Origin of the sequence: Pseudoalteromonas sp. SCSIO 43095, assembly GCF_023650455.1 — a bacterium.
GTDB lineage: Bacteria > Pseudomonadota > Gammaproteobacteria > Enterobacterales > Alteromonadaceae > Pseudoalteromonas > Pseudoalteromonas tetraodonis.
Genome location: NZ_CP087995.1, coordinates 1,809,168 through 1,825,676, shown reverse-complemented (window position 1 = coordinate 1,825,676; position 16,509 = coordinate 1,809,168). Strand labels below are relative to the sequence as shown.

Below are 16,509 nucleotides of genomic sequence, written 5' to 3'. Positions count from 1 at the left end.
GCTAACCTTTATAATAAAAACTAATACTACTTAAAAATATATCGATAATACAATGAAATGCATTTTAAAAATTATAAAAGAGCGTTTAATATTAAGTGCGCTTACTTTAAGTGCTTCGCTATTTGCATCATAAAGTTATGCCCAAGACGATGTAGTGATTGATGATAGTCGTAATCGCTCTATACCTGTAAATATTACCCTACCAACTAACCACCTTAAGTGCAGCGCGCAAGTCAAATGCCCAGTGGTATTTGTAAATGCGGGATATGGCATTAGCCACAATGAATACACCTTTGTAAGTAAGCTATTTAAGCATTGCGGTAGCACATGAGCTTAAAAGTGACCCTGCGCTTAATGGTGCGCAGCCTTATTTGACTACCCGTATGGAAAATTGGCACCGGGGTGTTGTAACCCTCAAATTTTTAGTTAATGAGCTAAGTGTTAAATACCCTGAGTATGATTTTACAAAACTCACTTTATTTGGCCACTCAAATGGTGGAGATATCTCAGCCTTGTATACAGCTATTTACCCAAGTGAAGTAAGCCAACTAACTACGCTCGATCACCGCCGCATGTTATTGCCACGCAATAAAAACATACATGTGCTCACACTTCGAGGTAGTGATTACCTAACCGATGTGAACGTGCTTTTAACCGACCAAGAGTTAACTGTTTATCCTTTTACACAAACGTTGATATCAGAATCACGTCATAACGATATGTACGATGGCGGGCCTAAATGGCTGGTGGATAGAATGAGTAAAGAGGTAGCGGCGTTTTTAGAAAATTAAACGATACAGTCAGCTTTTTAAATTAAAATCCTAAAAATAGCGCAGGCCTACTGCGCTATTTTAGTTTTAAGTTACTCTACCAGTTCACTCACCACCAAAGGGCTATTATGTAGCGTTTTATGCACGGGGCATTTATCGGCTATTTCGAGTAATCGATTTCGCTGAGCGTCAGTTAAATCACCTTGTAAGGTTATTTTGCGAGTAATAGCCTCTAAATTCCCGGTTTTTTCGCAATCATCACAATCTTGGTTGTAATTGCGGGTATGGTTGAGTTCTACTTTTACATGCTCTAACGGTAACTCTTTGCGACTTGCATACATGCGAAGTGTCATTGCAGTACACGCTCCAAGCCCAGCGAGTAAATGATCATAAGGGTCTGGGCCTAAGTTTTTACCACCAACATCAGTAGGCTCATCAGCAAGCCATGTATGGTTTTTAGTACTCACGTGCTGAGTGAATTGATGATCTTTTTCTTCAACTAATACACTGCCGTTAGTTAATTTTGCACTATAGGGTGTTTTCTCGTATTTAACATAGCGATTAGCCCACGTAGCAATGACATCGGCTGTGTAGTTAGCGTCTTCTTTATTGCTAAGTAAGTGATCGGCATTATCTAAACTTATAAAGCTTTTTGGATGCTTGGCAGCGGCGTAAATTTTTTCGGCTTCACTAATATTCACGGTGGCATCAATAGGAGAGTGCATAACCAACAAAGCACGCTTAAGCTTGCCTATATGGCTGTTATCGTATTTGGCGATGTCATCTATAAATTGCTTTTTAATCGTAAACTCACGCCCAGCTAAACACACTTTTGCTTCACCCGATTGGTTTATTTCATCTAAATGAGCAGCAAAATTATGGGTAACATGCTGGGCATCTGATGGCGCGCCTATAGTCGTAATAGCTGACACTTCGGGTATGTGCTCTGCTGCTGCAAGCACCGCAGCACCACCTAAGCTGTGACCTATTAATAACTGAGGTGCTTTAAAGTGTGTTCTTAAATGATTGGCAGCAGCCACTAAGTCTTGAATGTTTGATGAAAAGTTACTGTTAGCAAAGTCACCGTCGCTATTACCAAGCCCTGTAAAATCAAAGCGTAATACGGCAATGCCTTGCTGAGTGAGTGCGCGGCTTATTCGTGTTGCAGCCGCTACATCTTTAGAGCAGGTAAAACAGTGGGCAAATAAGGCATAAAATTTCACCTCACCAGAGGGCTGTTCAAGTTGTCCAGCAAGTTTTAATTCACCGCTTATAAAAGAGACTTTTTGTCGCATGAGAATACCTTAACTAATTGATAAAGTGTGTGGTGCTGATAAATAAGAGATTGGTACGATGGGATGAAAATTCAATATTGGCATTATTTTGATCTCGATCAAGCTAGAAAGGGCTTGCCAATTGAGTGCGGACATATGTCCTTATAATTTCAAAGGGGTTTGTCTATCCTCGCACAGCATAAAAATGCAGCCTTTATTACTTGAATTAAGTAGTTAAGCTATATTTGAATGTAATACCAATTTGCATAAACCTATGATTAATTTAATGTATTAAGTCGTTGTTTATCGGCGTTTAAAAAACTTTATCTAGAACAAGTAGATATAATTTTTTTTGCGTAGTTAGCATGTAATATTTAGTTAATTTAGTGGATCTTTACTCAAGCGAATTGGTAAATGGCTTCTAACAACCTACTTACTGGAATGTACCATGCAATTACCTACAGTTGATTATAAAGCGGACGATGCGGCTGCGCAATTTGTTGAATCGTTGAGAAATACTGGTTTTGGCGTATTAAAAAACCATCCTATTCCGCAATCTTTAGTTGAGTCTATTTATAAAAATTGGCAAGACTTTTTTAACTCAGAGCAAAAGCATGAGTTTTTATTTTCAAAAGAAACGCAAGATGGCTATTTTCCACCGTCGGTATCAGAAGTTGCTAAAGGCCATACAGTAAAAGACATTAAAGAGTACTTTCATGTTTACCCTAAAGGCCGTGTTCCTGCACAATTAGAAGCTGATGTGCGTGAGTACTACCGTTTAGCCAATGAATTTGCGGCAACATTATTAAGCTGGGTTCAGGCTGAAGCGCCTGAAGAAGTCCGTGCTAAGTTCTCTATCGATTTAAAAGATATGATTGCCCAATCTGAGCAAACGTTGTTACGTATTTTACATTACCCGCCAATGACAGGTGATGAAGAGCCTGGTGCTATTCGTGCTGCTGCGCACGGTGATATTAACTTATTAACCGTATTACCAGCGTCAAACGAGCCGGGTTTACAAGTACAAAAAACCGATGGCGATTGGTTAGACGTGCCATGTGATTTTGGTAGTCTAATTATTAATATTGGTGACATGTTACAAGAAGCATCGGGTGGCTACTTCCCATCAACGATTCACCGTGTAATTAATCCATCGGGTAAAGCAACAACCAAATCACGTATTTCATTACCATTGTTTTTACACCCTCGTCCAGATGTGGTGTTATCTGATCGCTACACAGCAGATAGCTACTTACAAGAGCGTTTACGTGAGTTAGGTGTAAAATAATCTTTTAGCGTTTGTAATGCTCAGGTAAATAAAAAGCGGCTGTTTAGCCGCTTTTTTAGTATTTGTGTGTATTGATTTGGCACAAAGTAAATAATGGCATGCATTCTGAGCCACTAAAGGTATAATGCGCGCAACTGGCCACTTTGGCCTAATTTGAAATAGAGAGTTTATATGAGTTTTGATGGTTTAGGTTTATCACAGTCTTTAGTTAATGCGGTTTTAGAAAAGGGCTATGAAACGCCAACGCCTATTCAGGCTCAAGCTATCCCAGCAATTATTGCGCGTCGCGATGTAATGGCCGCAGCACAAACAGGTACAGGTAAAACCGCTGGTTTTACTTTGCCACTAATTGAGCGTTTATCGTCGGGCACTAAAGCAAAAAGTAATCATGTTCGTGCGCTTATTTTAACGCCAACCCGTGAGCTTGCGTTGCAAGTAAGCGAAAACGTTGAAGAGTACGCTAAGCATTCAAACGTGAGTTCGTTTGTTGTTTACGGTGGTGTAAAAATTAACCCACAAATGCAGCGCCTGCGCAAAGGGGTTGATATTTTAGTGGCGACACCAGGGCGTTTAATTGATTTACACAATCAAAACGCGGTTAAATTTGATAGCGTTGAAGTACTGGTTTTAGATGAAGCCGACCGTATGTTAGACATGGGCTTTATCCACGACATTAAACGCTTAATTGCAAAAATGCCTGAAAAACGTCAAAACTTAATGTTCTCAGCAACCTTTTCTGACGACATTCGTGCATTGGCCAAAGGGTTAATTAACGATCCGGTTGAAATTTCAGTCGCTGCCAAAAACACCACTGCTAAAAGCGTGACTCAATGCGTGTACGCTGTCGATAAAGCGCGTAAAACGGCCTTATTAAGCCATTTAATTCGTAGCAATGATTGGCAACAAGTACTGGTATTTAGCCGTACTAAACATGGAGCTAATCGTTTAGTTAAGCAACTTGAACGCGATGATATTGTTGGCGCAGCAATCCATGGTAATAAATCTCAGGGCGCACGTGTTAAAGCATTGGAAGGCTTTAAAAGCGGTGAAGTGCGCGTATTAGTGGCAACTGATATTGTTGCTCGTGGTTTAGATATTGTTGAGCTTCCACACGTAGTTAACTACGACTTACCTAATGTATATGAAGATTATGTCCACCGTATTGGCCGAACTGGTCGTGCGGGTGCATCAGGGCATGCCATTTCGTTTGTAACGGTCGACGATGCAGTAGATTTATACGGTATTGAACGCTTTATTGGCGAGTTAATTCCTCGTGCTGAAGAAGAAGGCTTTGAACCGGCTAACCCTGTTGCTGAGCGCGCACTCGATGCTCGCCCACTGCCTGCTAAAAAGCCAAAGAAAAAACAACCATTTAATAAGCCTAAATCAGATAGCAGCAAGCCTAATAGCAAAAAGCCTAACAATGGTGGCAATGGTACGGGCCCACGTCGTGGTGGCTCTAAAAAGCCAGCAGCTAAAACCGATGAAAATGCACAAAACCCATGGGCAAAGCGTCAATCGGTTGGGGGTAGTGGTCAACGCCGTCGTCGTCCAGCAAATAACGACTAATTGTCACTGCGTTTAGTTAAACGCAGCTGCAAAAAAAGCGCTAGCTTTAAGGTTAGCGCTTTTTTTGTTTTTAATTTATCAGTAAGTAATTAATGCCTAGGCCAACAAACAGCGTAACGCTAACACTTAGTAACGTGCCTAGCATCACATATTCCGTGAGTTGTTTATCTTTGCTGGCACTTAAGTCGCCAAATCTAAACACGGATTTGGCGGCAATTAAAAACCCAAGCCCAGCAAACTGATCTAATAAAATAAATGTCAGCATAAGTACTCGTTCGAGCATACCAATACTTTGTCCTGCTAAAGGGAGACTACCATCACTAGAAAAGTGATTAGTTAAACGCTCTAACATCATTCTTATAAATACCGCACTGGGACTTAAAATAATAAGGTAACCAGTTATAACCCACAGCACTTTTTCGTTGAACAATAACGCCATAAAATTGTTAGTAAATTGCTGATTATCAGTGAGCCAAATGCTTATCACAATAAGGACGGTGATATGGGCAATTTGGTCTAATAAAAAAGGCACTACGCCTTTATTTGAATACGATTTAGCAATATCAATAAAGTAGTGACTGATCATAATAATGCCGGTCGCCAGTAATACGCTGCCTAATTGTTGCCAGCCAAAACTATATTCCCAAAGCGCCACAACGACTGCACTGGTAATTCCGTGAACCAATACATGGTAGTAAAGTTTTTTTGCTTTAAAATGACGGGTGTTTCTGTCGTTTACCCAGCTCATGGGTTGCCAATAAAAATCAGCGAGTAAGTGGCCAATAATCAGTGCAACGAGTAATAGTGAAAATTCCATTAGTCATGTCCTTGCTGTATGCTTTTAAGCTGTTGTTGTGCATGTAAAATAAATCGTTCTATCAGCTGATAGTTAGCAAGATTAAGCAGCTTAGTAACGTTTTCGCGGCTGGTATTGAGCTCTTTAGCTAATGCTGCATGGTTGTTATTAGTATGGGTTAAATATACATACAAAGCGTTTGCTTGTTTTTGAGTTATTTTACACAGCAATACATCAACAAACGCTAGGTTTAGCTTAAAGCTCTCATCAACTGGTTGCTTTGCAATAGCAAATGTAAAACGCTGGTTTGTCATTTTATCTAGCTCATGACCAGAGAGAGTAAACGCAGAGCCTGTGGCCGTTTTTATACTCTTACCAGGGTTATCTATGTGCCCCAACGCCATGCTTTGGCGCAGTTCATAGCCGGCAGATTTTAGCTGTAGGTAGATAAGAATAGCGGTGGTAACTAACTGTTCACTTTTTTCTACTTGCAGCTGAAATGCATCCCCACGGTAAATATCCCAAGATGTTGTTTTATTACAATTTGCACGTAAACTTTGCTCTAGCTGATAAAGCATGGCATCGTATTGTTGTTTAGGTATTTTTTGCGATTTAATAATATCGCCGCTGATCACACCAATCATAAAAATCCAGATAAATCATTTACATGTAACTAAATTAGGTTACATTGTTAAATGTAACTATAATTGGTTACGTTGGGTTTGGTAACTAATTTAGGTTACTTAACACGCAATTGCAAGTATCACTCATTAGGACATAATAATGACCTCACAACAAAGCAGTAAACCTCGTGTAGGTATTTTTGTCGATGTACAAAATATTTATTACACCTGTCGCGAAAGCCACGGTAAAAACTTTGATTACAATGCCTTTTGGCGAATGATAAAGCAACAATACGATATTAAATGTGCGTTTGCTTATGCAATATACCGAGGTGATGAAAAGCAAAATCAGTTTCAAAATATTTTGCGCGCTATTGGCTTTGAAGTAAAACTAAAACCCTTTATTCAACGCCGTGACGGCAGTGCCAAAGGCGATTGGGATGTAGGTATAACCATAGATATGCTAGAGCAGGGAAAGCAGCTTGATAAGGTTATTTTACTCTCGGGTGACGGTGACTTTGCGTTATTACTGGGGCACTTAAAAAATCAATACAATGTTCCGTGTGATGTATACGGTGCTGATAAATTAACCGCAGAGGTACTTAAGCAAAGTGCTGAGCAATTTCATTTAATTGACAATCAGTTACTACTTTAAAAAGTCTAAGCGCTGCGTTGGTTCGGTGTATTTTTGAGCAGAATGCCCACCTTCAACATGAGCATTTTTAATACAACGGGTACATAGATTAATTAAGCCTAATTTAGGCTTTTTTTATGGCGGTAATAAATTGGGTTTAGTGGATGATTATGGTAATTTTAAGAATCAATTAGTATCAAGGAATTACATGCTTAACTACAGTAATATGCCATTAGACAGAGGCTCAAATGCGCGCAAAGACCCTACTTGGGTAGACGCAAAAAAAACAGCAGACAGCTTATGGCTTTTAGTTAAAGGCAATCACACCTTATTTGCTAACAGTAGCCCTGAGGTGGTGTATTTGGCTTACCTACAGGTGGCACATTTAGATTTAACGCAGGCTATTTTTTTAGGTTCAAATAAACAGGATAAAGCCGTATTTGCGCTAGATGTAACCGCACTCGACGAGTCGTTATTAGCAACGATTATTGGTGATGCCCAGTTTGCAGATATTCGCCAGTTTGGTACACAGGTGGCGCTTGAAGATGGCTCAAATGCAGCGCTTGCCCGAGGGTTATGTTACTGGCATGCCACTCATAGTTTTTGTGGCCGTTGTGGTACCAAAAATCACTTAGTTGAAGCGGGTCACTCTCGATTATGCGACAATCCTGCGTGTTTGCACCAGACTTTTCCGCGTACCGATCCTGCGGTTATTATGGTAGTAACTAAAACATTTTCTGATGGGATTGAACGCTGCTTATTGGGTCGCCAAGCAACTTGGCCAAAAGGATTGTATTCATCGCTTGCAGGCTTTGTTGACCCTGGTGAAACCCTTGAACAAACCGTGGTCCGAGAAGTAAAAGAAGAGGCGGGTATTACTGTGGAAAAAGCAGAGTATATTGCTTCGCAACCTTGGCCGTTTCCTTCGTCAATTATGCTGGGTTTTATTGCCACAGCAAGCAGTGATGAAATAAGCACAGAGCAAGATGAACTTGAAGATGCAAAGTGGTTTTCTCGCGAAGAACTTGCGCAATTTAAAGATTGGCACCATCAAGGGGAGCATTTAAAACTACCTAGAGCTGATTCGATTTCGCGTTATTTAATTGAATATTGGCGTACTCAGATAGAAGGATGAATCATGTCGAGCAAAAATAAAAATACCCAATTAGTGTCATCAGGGCGCAAAAAAGCGTACACCCATGGCGTAGTCAATCCTGTGATACAGCGCGCTTCAACGATTGTGTTTGATTCTGTAAGCGAGCTTAAAGAAGCGGCTAAAACACGCGGTGATAAAACGTTATTTTATGGCCGTCGTGGCACCACTACGCATTTTGCTTTGCAAGAGGCAATTACCGAACTCGAAGGCGGTGAGGGCTGTGCCTTATACCCATGTGGCGCTGCGGCGATAAGCCAAACATTGTTATCGTTTTTAAAGTCCGGTGATCATATTTTAATAGTGGACACTGTTTACGAGCCAACCCGTGATTTTTGCGACAAGATTTTAGCAGGGCTGGGCATTACTGCGACCTATTATCCGCCCATGATTGGCTCAGATATAAAAGAGTACATTCAAGACAATACCAAAATGTTGTTTTTAGAATCTCCGGGTTCAATTACCATGGAAATTCAAGATGTTCCCGCTATGGTGCAAGTGGCAAATGATCATAATGTAATGACGGTGCTTGATAACACTTATGGTAATGGTTTGCACTATCGTCCACTTGAACACGGTGTTGATATTAGTATTCAAGCGGCAACCAAATATATTGTAGGTCATTCAGATGTGATGATGGGCGTAGCTGTAGCGAATAAAACATATTGGCCAACACTTCGTGAACATTCTTATTTACTCGGGCAATGCACCAGTGCAGATGATGCGTATTTAGCACTACGAGGCTTGCGTACCATGGCAGTGCGATTAAATCAGCATGAAAAAGCCGCGCTAGAAGTAGCAAAATGGCTTGAGCAACATGCGTTGGTTGATCATATTCGCCATCCAGCATTTGAAACGTGTCCTGGGCATGAATTTTTCAAACGCGATTTTGACGGTAGTAATGGTTTGTTTTCGTTTGTAATGAAAACCGGTAACCAAAAGGCCATTGATGCTTTTTTAGATAGCTTGCAGCATTTTAAAATGGGCTTTTCTTGGGGAGGCTTTGAGAGCTTAGTAACGGCAAACCTATCAATGAAAGGGCTGCGCTCGCAAACAGGATGGGAGCATGGACCTGTTATTCGTTTGCACATTGGTTTGGAAGATGTTGAAGATTTAATTGCCGACTTACAGCAAGCATTAGTTATTTATGAGCAACATTTATAATTACTAATTGGTTAAATTACATTATTTGTTACAAAGCCTATCTCTGAGTAGGCTTTTTTTTGCTAGCAATTCAACGTGTTTACACTTAGTGTTGTTGAATAACACTTATTGTAAAGCACGAACAACGTCATTAAGGATAGTCAATGGCAACACCATCACCTGTTAACGTAGGGCGCTTAACCCAAATCGCGGGTTTTGAGCTGGTACGTATGTTTTTAACTAAACGAGGACTTATTGCACTGGCGGCTTTTGGGCTAGTGTGGCTTGTTATTTTACGTTACCCCATAGGGCAGGCAGTGGGCATTATCAGCTCCCCCGATTTTGAACAAATAGCCCGTGATATTTCCGGCTCTATTGGATTAAGTAAGTTACTTGATTGGCCTGAAGCAGAATTTGCTATGTATTGGCTTATTGCTTTGTATAGTTTTCCTGTTTTTAGCTTATTTATTTGTAGTGATCAAACTGTGGGTGATAGAGAGCGCGGTACGCTAAGATTTTTATCATTACGCTCAACTCGCTTTGAAATACTCTTTGGTCGTTTTTTAGGGCAGTTAGCAGTACTAACCTGTTTAGTTGGCATCACGCTTATAGCGACATTGGGGGTGCTCGGGTTTCGCGAGCCGAGCTTACTTGCTGGTGGCCTTAGTCGTGCTGTTTCAATATTTTTAATACTCATAGTTACTTTTTCGCCGTTTGTAGCCTTAATGAGCTTAATTAATACTTTTGCGAGCTCATCTCGCTTATCTATTGTGTTAGCCATTTTATATTTTACAGCCGGTGGCATTATTGTTGGATTACTAGAGTGGCAAATACCCGCATTAAGTGTGCTTGATTATTTATTCCCTGGTGTGCAAATAGAGCTATTATCGGGACAAAACTTACCGTTACTGAGCGCATTAGCTATTCCACTTGTGCAAACAGCGGTGCTACTTGTGGTTGCTCAACGTATTTTTGCAAGGAGCTCACTATGAAATCATTAATAACAGGGCGTAACTTAAGTAAATCGTACGGCTCAAAACTGGCTCTAAATAATGTGAATTTCGAGATTCAAAAAGGCGCGCCAGTTGCATTAGTTGGCCCTAATGGCGCAGGGAAGACCACTTTATTTAGTTTGTTGTGTGGCTATATCGCACCTAGCATGGGTGAGCTTGAAATACTCGGCCATAAACCAGGCAGCGCGGCTTTATTTAATAAAGTGAGTGCGTTACCACAAGATGCACAGCTAGATCCGCGTTTTAATATAGATAAACAACTTAGCTTTTATGCCAAGCTACAAGGTATGGGCACCAAGCAAAGCCAAATAGAGGCACTTCGAGTATTAGATTTAGTGGGTCTTAGCGAGGTTGCAAAAAACCGCGCAGGGGACTTATCTCACGGTATGCGCAAGCGCGTAACCATAGCACAAGCATTAATTGGCTCACCGCAAATTGTGATGTTAGATGAGGCCACCGCAGGGCTTGATCCGATTCATGCCAGAGAAGTCAGGGAGCTGGTGTCTGAGCTATCGTCTCAAGCGACGTTTATTTTAAGCTCTCATGATTTAACGGAACTTGAACGATTATGTTCTCAAGTACTACATTTAGATAAAGGCGTATTAAGCGAGCACCAAACTAAAGCAGTGAACACCGATAAGCATTTTTACACTTTAATGCTCAGTGAAGTGTATCAAAATGTGGAGCAACAACTCCAAGCAATTGAGGGTGTGAGCCGTGTTTATATGAGCCAACATAAAGAGTATGTGATTGAGTATCAACCAACTAGCGATTCACTCGACATCGCGCTATTGCAATTTTGCCACCAACATAATTGGCAGTATAGGCAGTTAGTAAATGGTCATACGCTAGAAAATCAAATATTTAAACAGGAGAAACTATAATGGGATTATTTAGTGGTTTAATGGGTAACGCCAGTGAAGTGGATGACGCCGATTTAGAAAAAGTATTGGCAAATACCCTTATTGAAGGTGAACGAGTTGAAAAGGCGTATAAAGTTGTCCGTGATATGTTTATCTTTACTAATAAGCGACTAATTTTATTAGATAAACAAGGTGTGACAGGTTCTAAAATGGAAATGATCAGTATTGCTTACTCTAAGATAACTAAGTTCAGTAAAGAGAGTGCTGGGCACTTTGATTTAGACGCTGAGTTAAAAATATGGGTAGGTTCAGATCCAACGCCAATTAGCAAGGACTTTAAAGCTGGTGATAACATAAATGATGTTTATCGGATAATTAGCCAGTATTCATTATAGAAACAAACAAAATCGGTGTAAAATTAAAGTAATTGTTTACAGCTTGTTGCGATTACTTTAACATAAATTACTCCAACACTTTCTTACAAATTCCCTAACAAATACAATTGCTTGATTCAGTTTTTGTTCAGTTTCGTGGCGTTAGCATACCCCCACTTTAGCAATGTAGTTAAAGTACAAAAACAATGTACATAGGGATGTTTCATTATGAAAAAATTAGCAATTATTATTTCAGGTCTTTTATTATCAAGTGCTGCACACGCTGCAGATAGCTATCAATCAATCAGTAACTTAAACTACACAGATACTGATAACAACGATACTATCAGCGTGGACTCTACTTACTACTTCTCTCCAAAAAGCACACTAGGTCCATACGATCAATTCGAATACATCAATAAGCAAAGCAACGTATTTGGTGGCTACGCTGATAACGATTTTGGCGATGTGACTGCTATTGGCGGTGAATACTTCGTTGAAGATTTTGTTGTTGGTGCGTCTTACCAAAATGCTGATTTTGGTTCTAACAACGAGTCATACACACTTTCTGCTGGTTATTTCTTTAACCCAGATTTACTTGCAAAAGTAAGATTTGTAGATCAAAAAGATGGTGATAACGTTACATTCTTTTCTTTAGCATACAACCACATGCTAAACGATACAGATTACGTAGGTATCACTGTAGAATCAGATGATGATTTTGATTCTCGTTCAATAGCTGCTAAATACTTTGTTGATTTACAACAAGGTAACTACTTAACAGTAGAAGGTACATTTGTAAGCCTTGACGAAGCAGATGACCAATGGAACGTAGAAACAAACTACTACTTCTCTAAAGCGACTTCTGTATTTGCATCTTACGATAAAGAAGACAACTACAGCTTTGGTGCTCAACACTTCATCAATAAAAACATTGGTTTAAAAGTGGGTTACGGCAACAACGCAGATGACTCAGATAACGATGCTTACTTTGCTAACATGCGTTTTCAGTTTTAATTAAATAATTAAAACCAGTTAAGTAGTAAAAAGCCCGCATTTTGTGTAATGCAGATCAGTTAAGAATATTTTTATGATCACTTGACTGATCTTTCCATGGCTTCAAAATCCGATATTAGAAATAATATCGGATTTTTTTATGTCTCTCATTCAGCACTTCGATAACATGTCTTCATTTTTAAATGATGTACATACACTAGATAAACTTAAACAGGTTCTTGACCCTGATATTCTTGAACAAGCATTTAAACATGCAGGTGTTGCTACTGTGCGTAAAAGGCGATTACCGCTAGAAGCTATTATGTGGTCTGTAATTGGAATGAGTTTATTCCGAAACGAAACCGTTTGGGATATCGCTAATAGACTCGACATCTCTTTACCCGGAAAAAACAAATTAGTAGCGCCAAGTGCGCTAGTTCAAGGCCGGCAAAGGTTAGGCTATGAGTCAGTCCAACATACATTTCAATTACTTGCACACAAAACCTTTTCCACCCAGTCTTTTGAACAATGGTGCGGACTTAATTTACTCGCTGTTGATGGCGTTAGTTTTCGAACTCATGATAATCAAGATAACAGAGAAGCATTTGGCAGTGACAGTAATCAACATGGAGAAGTAAGCTACCCACAAGTACGAATGTGTAGCCTTATGGAAGTATCTAGCCATTTACTGTTAGATAGCAGCTTTGACTCCCGTCGCATAGGTGAAATGAGCTTAGCTCAACGACTATTACCAGCCGTACCAGATAATTCTCTTACCTTGTTTGACCGCGGCTATTACTCATTAGGACTGTTGCATCAGTGGCAAAACCAAGGAGATAACAGTCACTGGATGTTACCCGCGAGGAAGGATTTACAGTATCAAGTTGAACATAGTATAAATGACAATGATAAAATAGTGATTTTGTCCACAAGTCCTCAAGCCAGAAAGAAATTTGAGTCATTACCAGAGACCTTGATGGCAAGATTAACCACCTATAAAGTGGATGGAAAAAGCTATCGTGTACTTAGCTCTCTCATTGACCCTTTACGATTTCCATATGAAGAATTAACAGAGGTTTATACTCAACGCTGGGAAATTGAGCTGGCGTTTAGAGAAATAAAGCAGGGATTGAATCATAGCAAACACACGTTACGTAGTAAGAAACCAGACATGGTACGTCAAGAGTTATGGGGGTTATTACTCGCTTACAATTTAATACGTATCGTCATGCTTGATGCAACTAAAGATGAGGATATTTTGCCTACACAGCTAAGCTTTAGCCAATCTATGCGACAGGTTATCGCTTTCTTTATGTTTACGCCAATACATAGTGCAAGTAAGTTGCCTATTCATTACGATGAGTTACTGACAACACTTAGATTGTTTATCTTACCCGATAGGTTACCAGATAGGCATTATCCAAGGGTGATAAGAAAGAAGCCGAATAAGTACCCCTATAAAAGAAAATGCCAGTCAGTTCTTAACTGACTGGCATTACGCATTTTGTGGGCTTTTTGCTGTGCCTAATAAATGCGTAACTCTACTTTATCGTTATATTTTAATTACAATAGAATCGGCTCATCATTTAGTGGCACTCCTCTGACACCCCATTGTATTTAAATTAAGATCGGTCATAATTAAATCAGTGTTTTTATAACTATAAAAGGAATGTGCTCATGTCAGTATTTATTATATTACTGGTTGTGGTGATCGTGGTATTTGCTATTAAAGATATCCGCCTTAATTTAATTACTCGACCCACTTTTAAAATGTTTAAAAAAGTATTACCGCCATTATCGCAAACAGAGCGAGAAGCCATGGAAGCGGGCGATATTTGGTGGGATGGCGAGTTATTTAGTGGTGAGCCTGATTGGCAAAAATTACACAACTATCCGCGTCCGCAGTTAAGTGAAAAAGAAACTGCATTTTTAGATAATCAAGTTGAAACTTTATTAGCCATGCTTGATGACTATAAAATTGTACAAAAAGACAAAGATTTACCTAAAGAGGTGTGGGACTTTTTAAAAACCGAAGGGTTTTTTGCAATGATCATCCCTGAAAAATTTGGGGGTCTTGAATTCTCTGCTATTGCTAATTCCACCATAGTGTCAAAAATTGCGACTAAAAGCTTAACGGCCGCTGTGACGGTCATGGTACCCAATAGCTTAGGTCCTGGTGAGTTATTACTGCATTACGGAACAACTGAGCAACAAAATCGTTGGTTACCTAGCCTTGCAAAAGGTGACGATGTACCTTGTTTTGCATTAACGGGCCCTGAGGCTGGCTCAGATGCTGGCAGTATTCCTGATTCTGGCGTGGTGTGCAAAGGCGAGCATGATGGTAAGGAAGTGTTGGGACTGCGTTTAAATTGGTCAAAACGTTACATTACCCTTGCGCCTGTGGCGACTGTGTTAGGGCTTGCATTTAAAATGTACGATCCAGATGGATTGTTAGGCGATGAAAAAGAGCTCGGAATAACGTGTGCACTTATTCCAACTGATCACCCAGGTGTTAAAGCAGGAGAGCGTCATTACCCACTTAACATGGCGTTTATGAATGGCACAACGTACGGTAAGGATGTATTTATTCCGCTTGATTGGATTATTGGCGGCCAGCAAGGGGCAGGGCGCGGTTGGCGCATGCTAGTAGAGTGTTTAAGCGCAGGGCGTGGTATTTCGTTACCGGCATTAAGCACTGCAACAGGGCATTTAGCGGCTAAAATGACCTCGGCTTACTCTGTTGTTCGCCAACAGTTTGGCGTGTCAATTGGGCAATTTGAAGGCGTACAAGAAGGGTTAGCACGTATTGGCGGGCTAACTTATGCATTGGAATCATGCCGGTTAATGACCGCAGGTGCAATTGATTTAAAACTTAGCCCGTCAGTAGTGACTGCTATTGCAAAGTACCACATGACCGAAATGGGTCGAATGGTAATGAATGATGCAATGGACATTCATGCAGGTAAAGGGATTCAGGTTGGGCCTAATAACTATTTAGCACACGGTTATATGGGTATTCCCGTCTCTATTACCGTAGAGGGCGCTAATATTCTTACCCGTAACCTTATGATATTTGGCCAAGGTGCAACTCGTTGCCATCCGTTTGTATTAAAAGAGATGGAAGCGGCAGCAATGGATGACGATGATGCTGCACTTGAGCAATTTGATGGCTTATTAATGAAGCACATTGTATTTGCACTGAGTAATGCAAGTATGGCCTTGGTGCATGGTTTAACTCGCAGCCACTTTGCTAAAGCGCCTGTGTGTGGAGAGACGGCCGACTATTATAAACAATTAGGTAGAATGAGCCGAGGATTGGCGTTTACAACGGATGTTGCAATGTTGATGTTAGGTGGTGAACTTAAACGCAAAGAAATGATATCGGCACGTTTAGGCGATGTATTAAGTCATTTGTATATTGCTTCTACCGTGTTAAAACGTTTTGAAGATGAAGGGCGCCAACAAGCTGATTTACCTTTTGTTAAGTATGCAATAGAGACGTCATTGTATGAAATAGGTCAAGCATTTGACGGCTTCTTTAAAAATTTCTCTAACCCGGTGGTTAACTTTGCACTTAAGCGTATTGTTTTTCCATTAGGTAATCATTATCACAAACCAAGTGATGCCACTTCACAAAGTATTTGTGAACACATGACTCAACCAGGCGTATTTAGAAATAGGCTTACCCATTTGTGTTACGTTGATGAGAATGCAGGCACAGGAGTGATGGAAAATGCTTTTTTAGCAATGCACGATATGCAAAATCAATTTAAACAGTTAAAACAGTGGCAACGAAAAGGCAAGGTACCTGCCACCTATGATATTGAACAAGCGATTGATTACGCACTTGAACACGAGCTCGTAACGAAGGTTGATGGTGAAGCAATGCATCATGCCAATAAGCTAAGAATGCAGGCTATTGCGGTTGATAACTTTAAACCTGAAGACATTTAACACTGGATTATAATAAAGTAGATAATAAAAAAGCCTTAAATTTATGATTTAAGGCTTTT

General features: G+C 40.1%; 14 protein-coding genes and 1 pseudogene. 12 read left to right on the top strand and 3 right to left on the bottom strand.

The genetic code is table 11. The features are described from left to right. Positions 1-52 precede the first annotated feature (52 nt). Positions 53-791 (top strand): annotated as a pseudogene (locus LOC50_RS08620) (alpha/beta hydrolase). A 71-nt stretch (positions 792-862) separates the two neighbouring features. Here the strand turns inward: LOC50_RS08620 and LOC50_RS08615 are convergent. Further along, complete coding sequence (locus LOC50_RS08615) at positions 863-2,065, bottom strand: bifunctional alpha/beta hydrolase/OsmC family protein (protein ID WP_250653053.1); 1,203 nt, start codon at positions 2,063-2,065, stop codon at positions 863-865. Between the two features lie 427 nt (positions 2,066-2,492). Between LOC50_RS08615 and LOC50_RS08610 the strand changes: the two genes are divergently transcribed. Both LOC50_RS08610 and LOC50_RS08605 read left to right on the top strand, forming a co-directional pair. Beyond that, complete coding sequence (locus tag LOC50_RS08610) at positions 2,493-3,332, top strand: isopenicillin N synthase family dioxygenase (RefSeq protein WP_076921619.1); 840 nt, start codon at positions 2,493-2,495, stop codon at positions 3,330-3,332. 171 nt (positions 3,333-3,503) lie between these two features. After that, complete coding sequence (locus LOC50_RS08605; RefSeq protein ID WP_076921621.1) at positions 3,504-4,901, top strand: DEAD/DEAH box helicase; 1,398 nt, start codon at positions 3,504-3,506, stop codon at positions 4,899-4,901. A gap of 70 nt (positions 4,902-4,971) precedes the next feature. On the opposite strand, the gene LOC50_RS08600 is transcribed toward LOC50_RS08605, so the two are convergent. Beyond that, the gene (locus LOC50_RS08600; RefSeq protein ID WP_076921623.1) at positions 4,972-5,718 is read right to left on the bottom strand and encodes a DUF3307 domain-containing protein; all 747 of its coding nucleotides are present in this window, start codon (positions 5,716-5,718) and stop codon (positions 4,972-4,974) included. After that, positions 5,718-6,341 (bottom strand): hypothetical protein, encoded by a 624-nt coding sequence (locus tag LOC50_RS08595; RefSeq protein ID WP_036983119.1) that lies wholly within the window; start codon positions 6,339-6,341, stop codon positions 5,718-5,720. Before LOC50_RS08595 ends, LOC50_RS08600 begins: the two co-directional genes overlap by 1 nt. A gap of 139 nt (positions 6,342-6,480) precedes the next feature. Between LOC50_RS08595 and LOC50_RS08590 the strand changes: the two genes are divergently transcribed. From LOC50_RS08590 to LOC50_RS08550, 9 genes are all read left to right on the top strand, one after another. Next, positions 6,481-6,975 (top strand): LabA-like NYN domain-containing protein, encoded by a 495-nt coding sequence (locus LOC50_RS08590; protein ID WP_250653052.1) that lies wholly within the window; start codon positions 6,481-6,483, stop codon positions 6,973-6,975. Positions 6,976-7,162: 187 nt separating this feature from the next. Continuing rightward, positions 7,163-8,089 (top strand): NAD(+) diphosphatase, encoded by a 927-nt coding sequence (gene nudC / locus LOC50_RS08585; RefSeq protein ID WP_250653051.1) that lies wholly within the window; start codon positions 7,163-7,165, stop codon positions 8,087-8,089. 3 nt (positions 8,090-8,092) lie between these two features. Then, positions 8,093-9,271, top strand: coding sequence for a cystathionine beta-lyase (locus LOC50_RS08580; RefSeq protein WP_250653050.1), 1,179 nt, complete (start codon positions 8,093-8,095; stop codon positions 9,269-9,271). Positions 9,272-9,414: 143 nt separating this feature from the next. Beyond that, positions 9,415-10,242 carry an ABC transporter permease subunit gene (locus tag LOC50_RS08575; protein ID WP_250653049.1) on the top strand — a complete coding sequence of 276 codons (828 nt, stop codon included), beginning with the start codon at positions 9,415-9,417 and terminating at the stop codon, positions 10,240-10,242. Then, positions 10,239-11,147, top strand: a complete 909-nt coding sequence (locus LOC50_RS08570) for an ABC transporter ATP-binding protein (protein WP_250653048.1) — start codon at positions 10,239-10,241, stop codon at positions 11,145-11,147. Before LOC50_RS08575 ends, LOC50_RS08570 begins: the two co-directional genes overlap by 4 nt. Then, entirely contained in the window at positions 11,147-11,521 is a 375-nt protein-coding gene (locus LOC50_RS08565) for a PH domain-containing protein (protein WP_036983105.1), read from the top strand. The genes LOC50_RS08570 and LOC50_RS08565 overlap by 1 nt, the downstream gene beginning before the upstream one ends. A 207-nt stretch (positions 11,522-11,728) precedes the next feature. Next, the gene (locus tag LOC50_RS08560; RefSeq protein ID WP_250653047.1) at positions 11,729-12,517 is read left to right on the top strand and encodes a putative porin; all 789 of its coding nucleotides are present in this window, start codon (positions 11,729-11,731) and stop codon (positions 12,515-12,517) included. A 139-nt stretch (positions 12,518-12,656) separates the two neighbouring features. Beyond that, a complete protein-coding gene (locus LOC50_RS08555; protein ID WP_250653046.1) occupies positions 12,657-13,985 on the top strand; it encodes an IS4 family transposase in 1,329 nt (442 codons plus the stop codon). 188 nt (positions 13,986-14,173) lie between these two features. Beyond that, positions 14,174-16,450, top strand: a complete 2,277-nt coding sequence (locus tag LOC50_RS08550) for an acyl-CoA dehydrogenase (RefSeq protein WP_036983100.1) — start codon at positions 14,174-14,176, stop codon at positions 16,448-16,450. Positions 16,451-16,509 lie beyond the last annotated feature (59 nt).

Excerpts from the sequence above, each read along its gene's own strand:
- LOC50_RS08555 (WP_250653046.1), top strand. The coding sequence starts at position 12,657 with ATGTCTCTCATTCAGCACTTCGATAACATGTCTTCATTTTTAAATGAT.
- LOC50_RS08595 (WP_036983119.1), bottom strand. The coding sequence starts at position 6,341 with ATGATTGGTGTGATCAGCGGCGATATTATTAAATCGCAAAAAATACCT.
- LOC50_RS08605 (WP_076921621.1), top strand. The coding sequence starts at position 3,504 with ATGAGTTTTGATGGTTTAGGTTTATCACAGTCTTTAGTTAATGCGGTT.
- nudC (WP_250653051.1), top strand. The coding sequence starts at position 7,163 with ATGCTTAACTACAGTAATATGCCATTAGACAGAGGCTCAAATGCGCGC.
- LOC50_RS08580 (WP_250653050.1), top strand. The coding sequence starts at position 8,093 with ATGTCGAGCAAAAATAAAAATACCCAATTAGTGTCATCAGGGCGCAAA.
- LOC50_RS08565 (WP_036983105.1), top strand. The coding sequence starts at position 11,147 with ATGGGATTATTTAGTGGTTTAATGGGTAACGCCAGTGAAGTGGATGAC.
- LOC50_RS08615 (WP_250653053.1), bottom strand. The coding sequence starts at position 2,065 with ATGCGACAAAAAGTCTCTTTTATAAGCGGTGAATTAAAACTTGCTGGA.
- LOC50_RS08560 (WP_250653047.1), top strand. The coding sequence starts at position 11,729 with ATGAAAAAATTAGCAATTATTATTTCAGGTCTTTTATTATCAAGTGCT.
- LOC50_RS08600 (WP_076921623.1), bottom strand. The coding sequence starts at position 5,718 with ATGGAATTTTCACTATTACTCGTTGCACTGATTATTGGCCACTTACTC.
- LOC50_RS08610 (WP_076921619.1), top strand. The coding sequence starts at position 2,493 with ATGCAATTACCTACAGTTGATTATAAAGCGGACGATGCGGCTGCGCAA.
- LOC50_RS08575 (WP_250653049.1), top strand. The coding sequence starts at position 9,415 with ATGGCAACACCATCACCTGTTAACGTAGGGCGCTTAACCCAAATCGCG.
- LOC50_RS08550 (WP_036983100.1), top strand. The coding sequence starts at position 14,174 with ATGTCAGTATTTATTATATTACTGGTTGTGGTGATCGTGGTATTTGCT.
- LOC50_RS08590 (WP_250653052.1), top strand. The coding sequence starts at position 6,481 with ATGACCTCACAACAAAGCAGTAAACCTCGTGTAGGTATTTTTGTCGAT.
- LOC50_RS08570 (WP_250653048.1), top strand. The coding sequence starts at position 10,239 with ATGAAATCATTAATAACAGGGCGTAACTTAAGTAAATCGTACGGCTCA.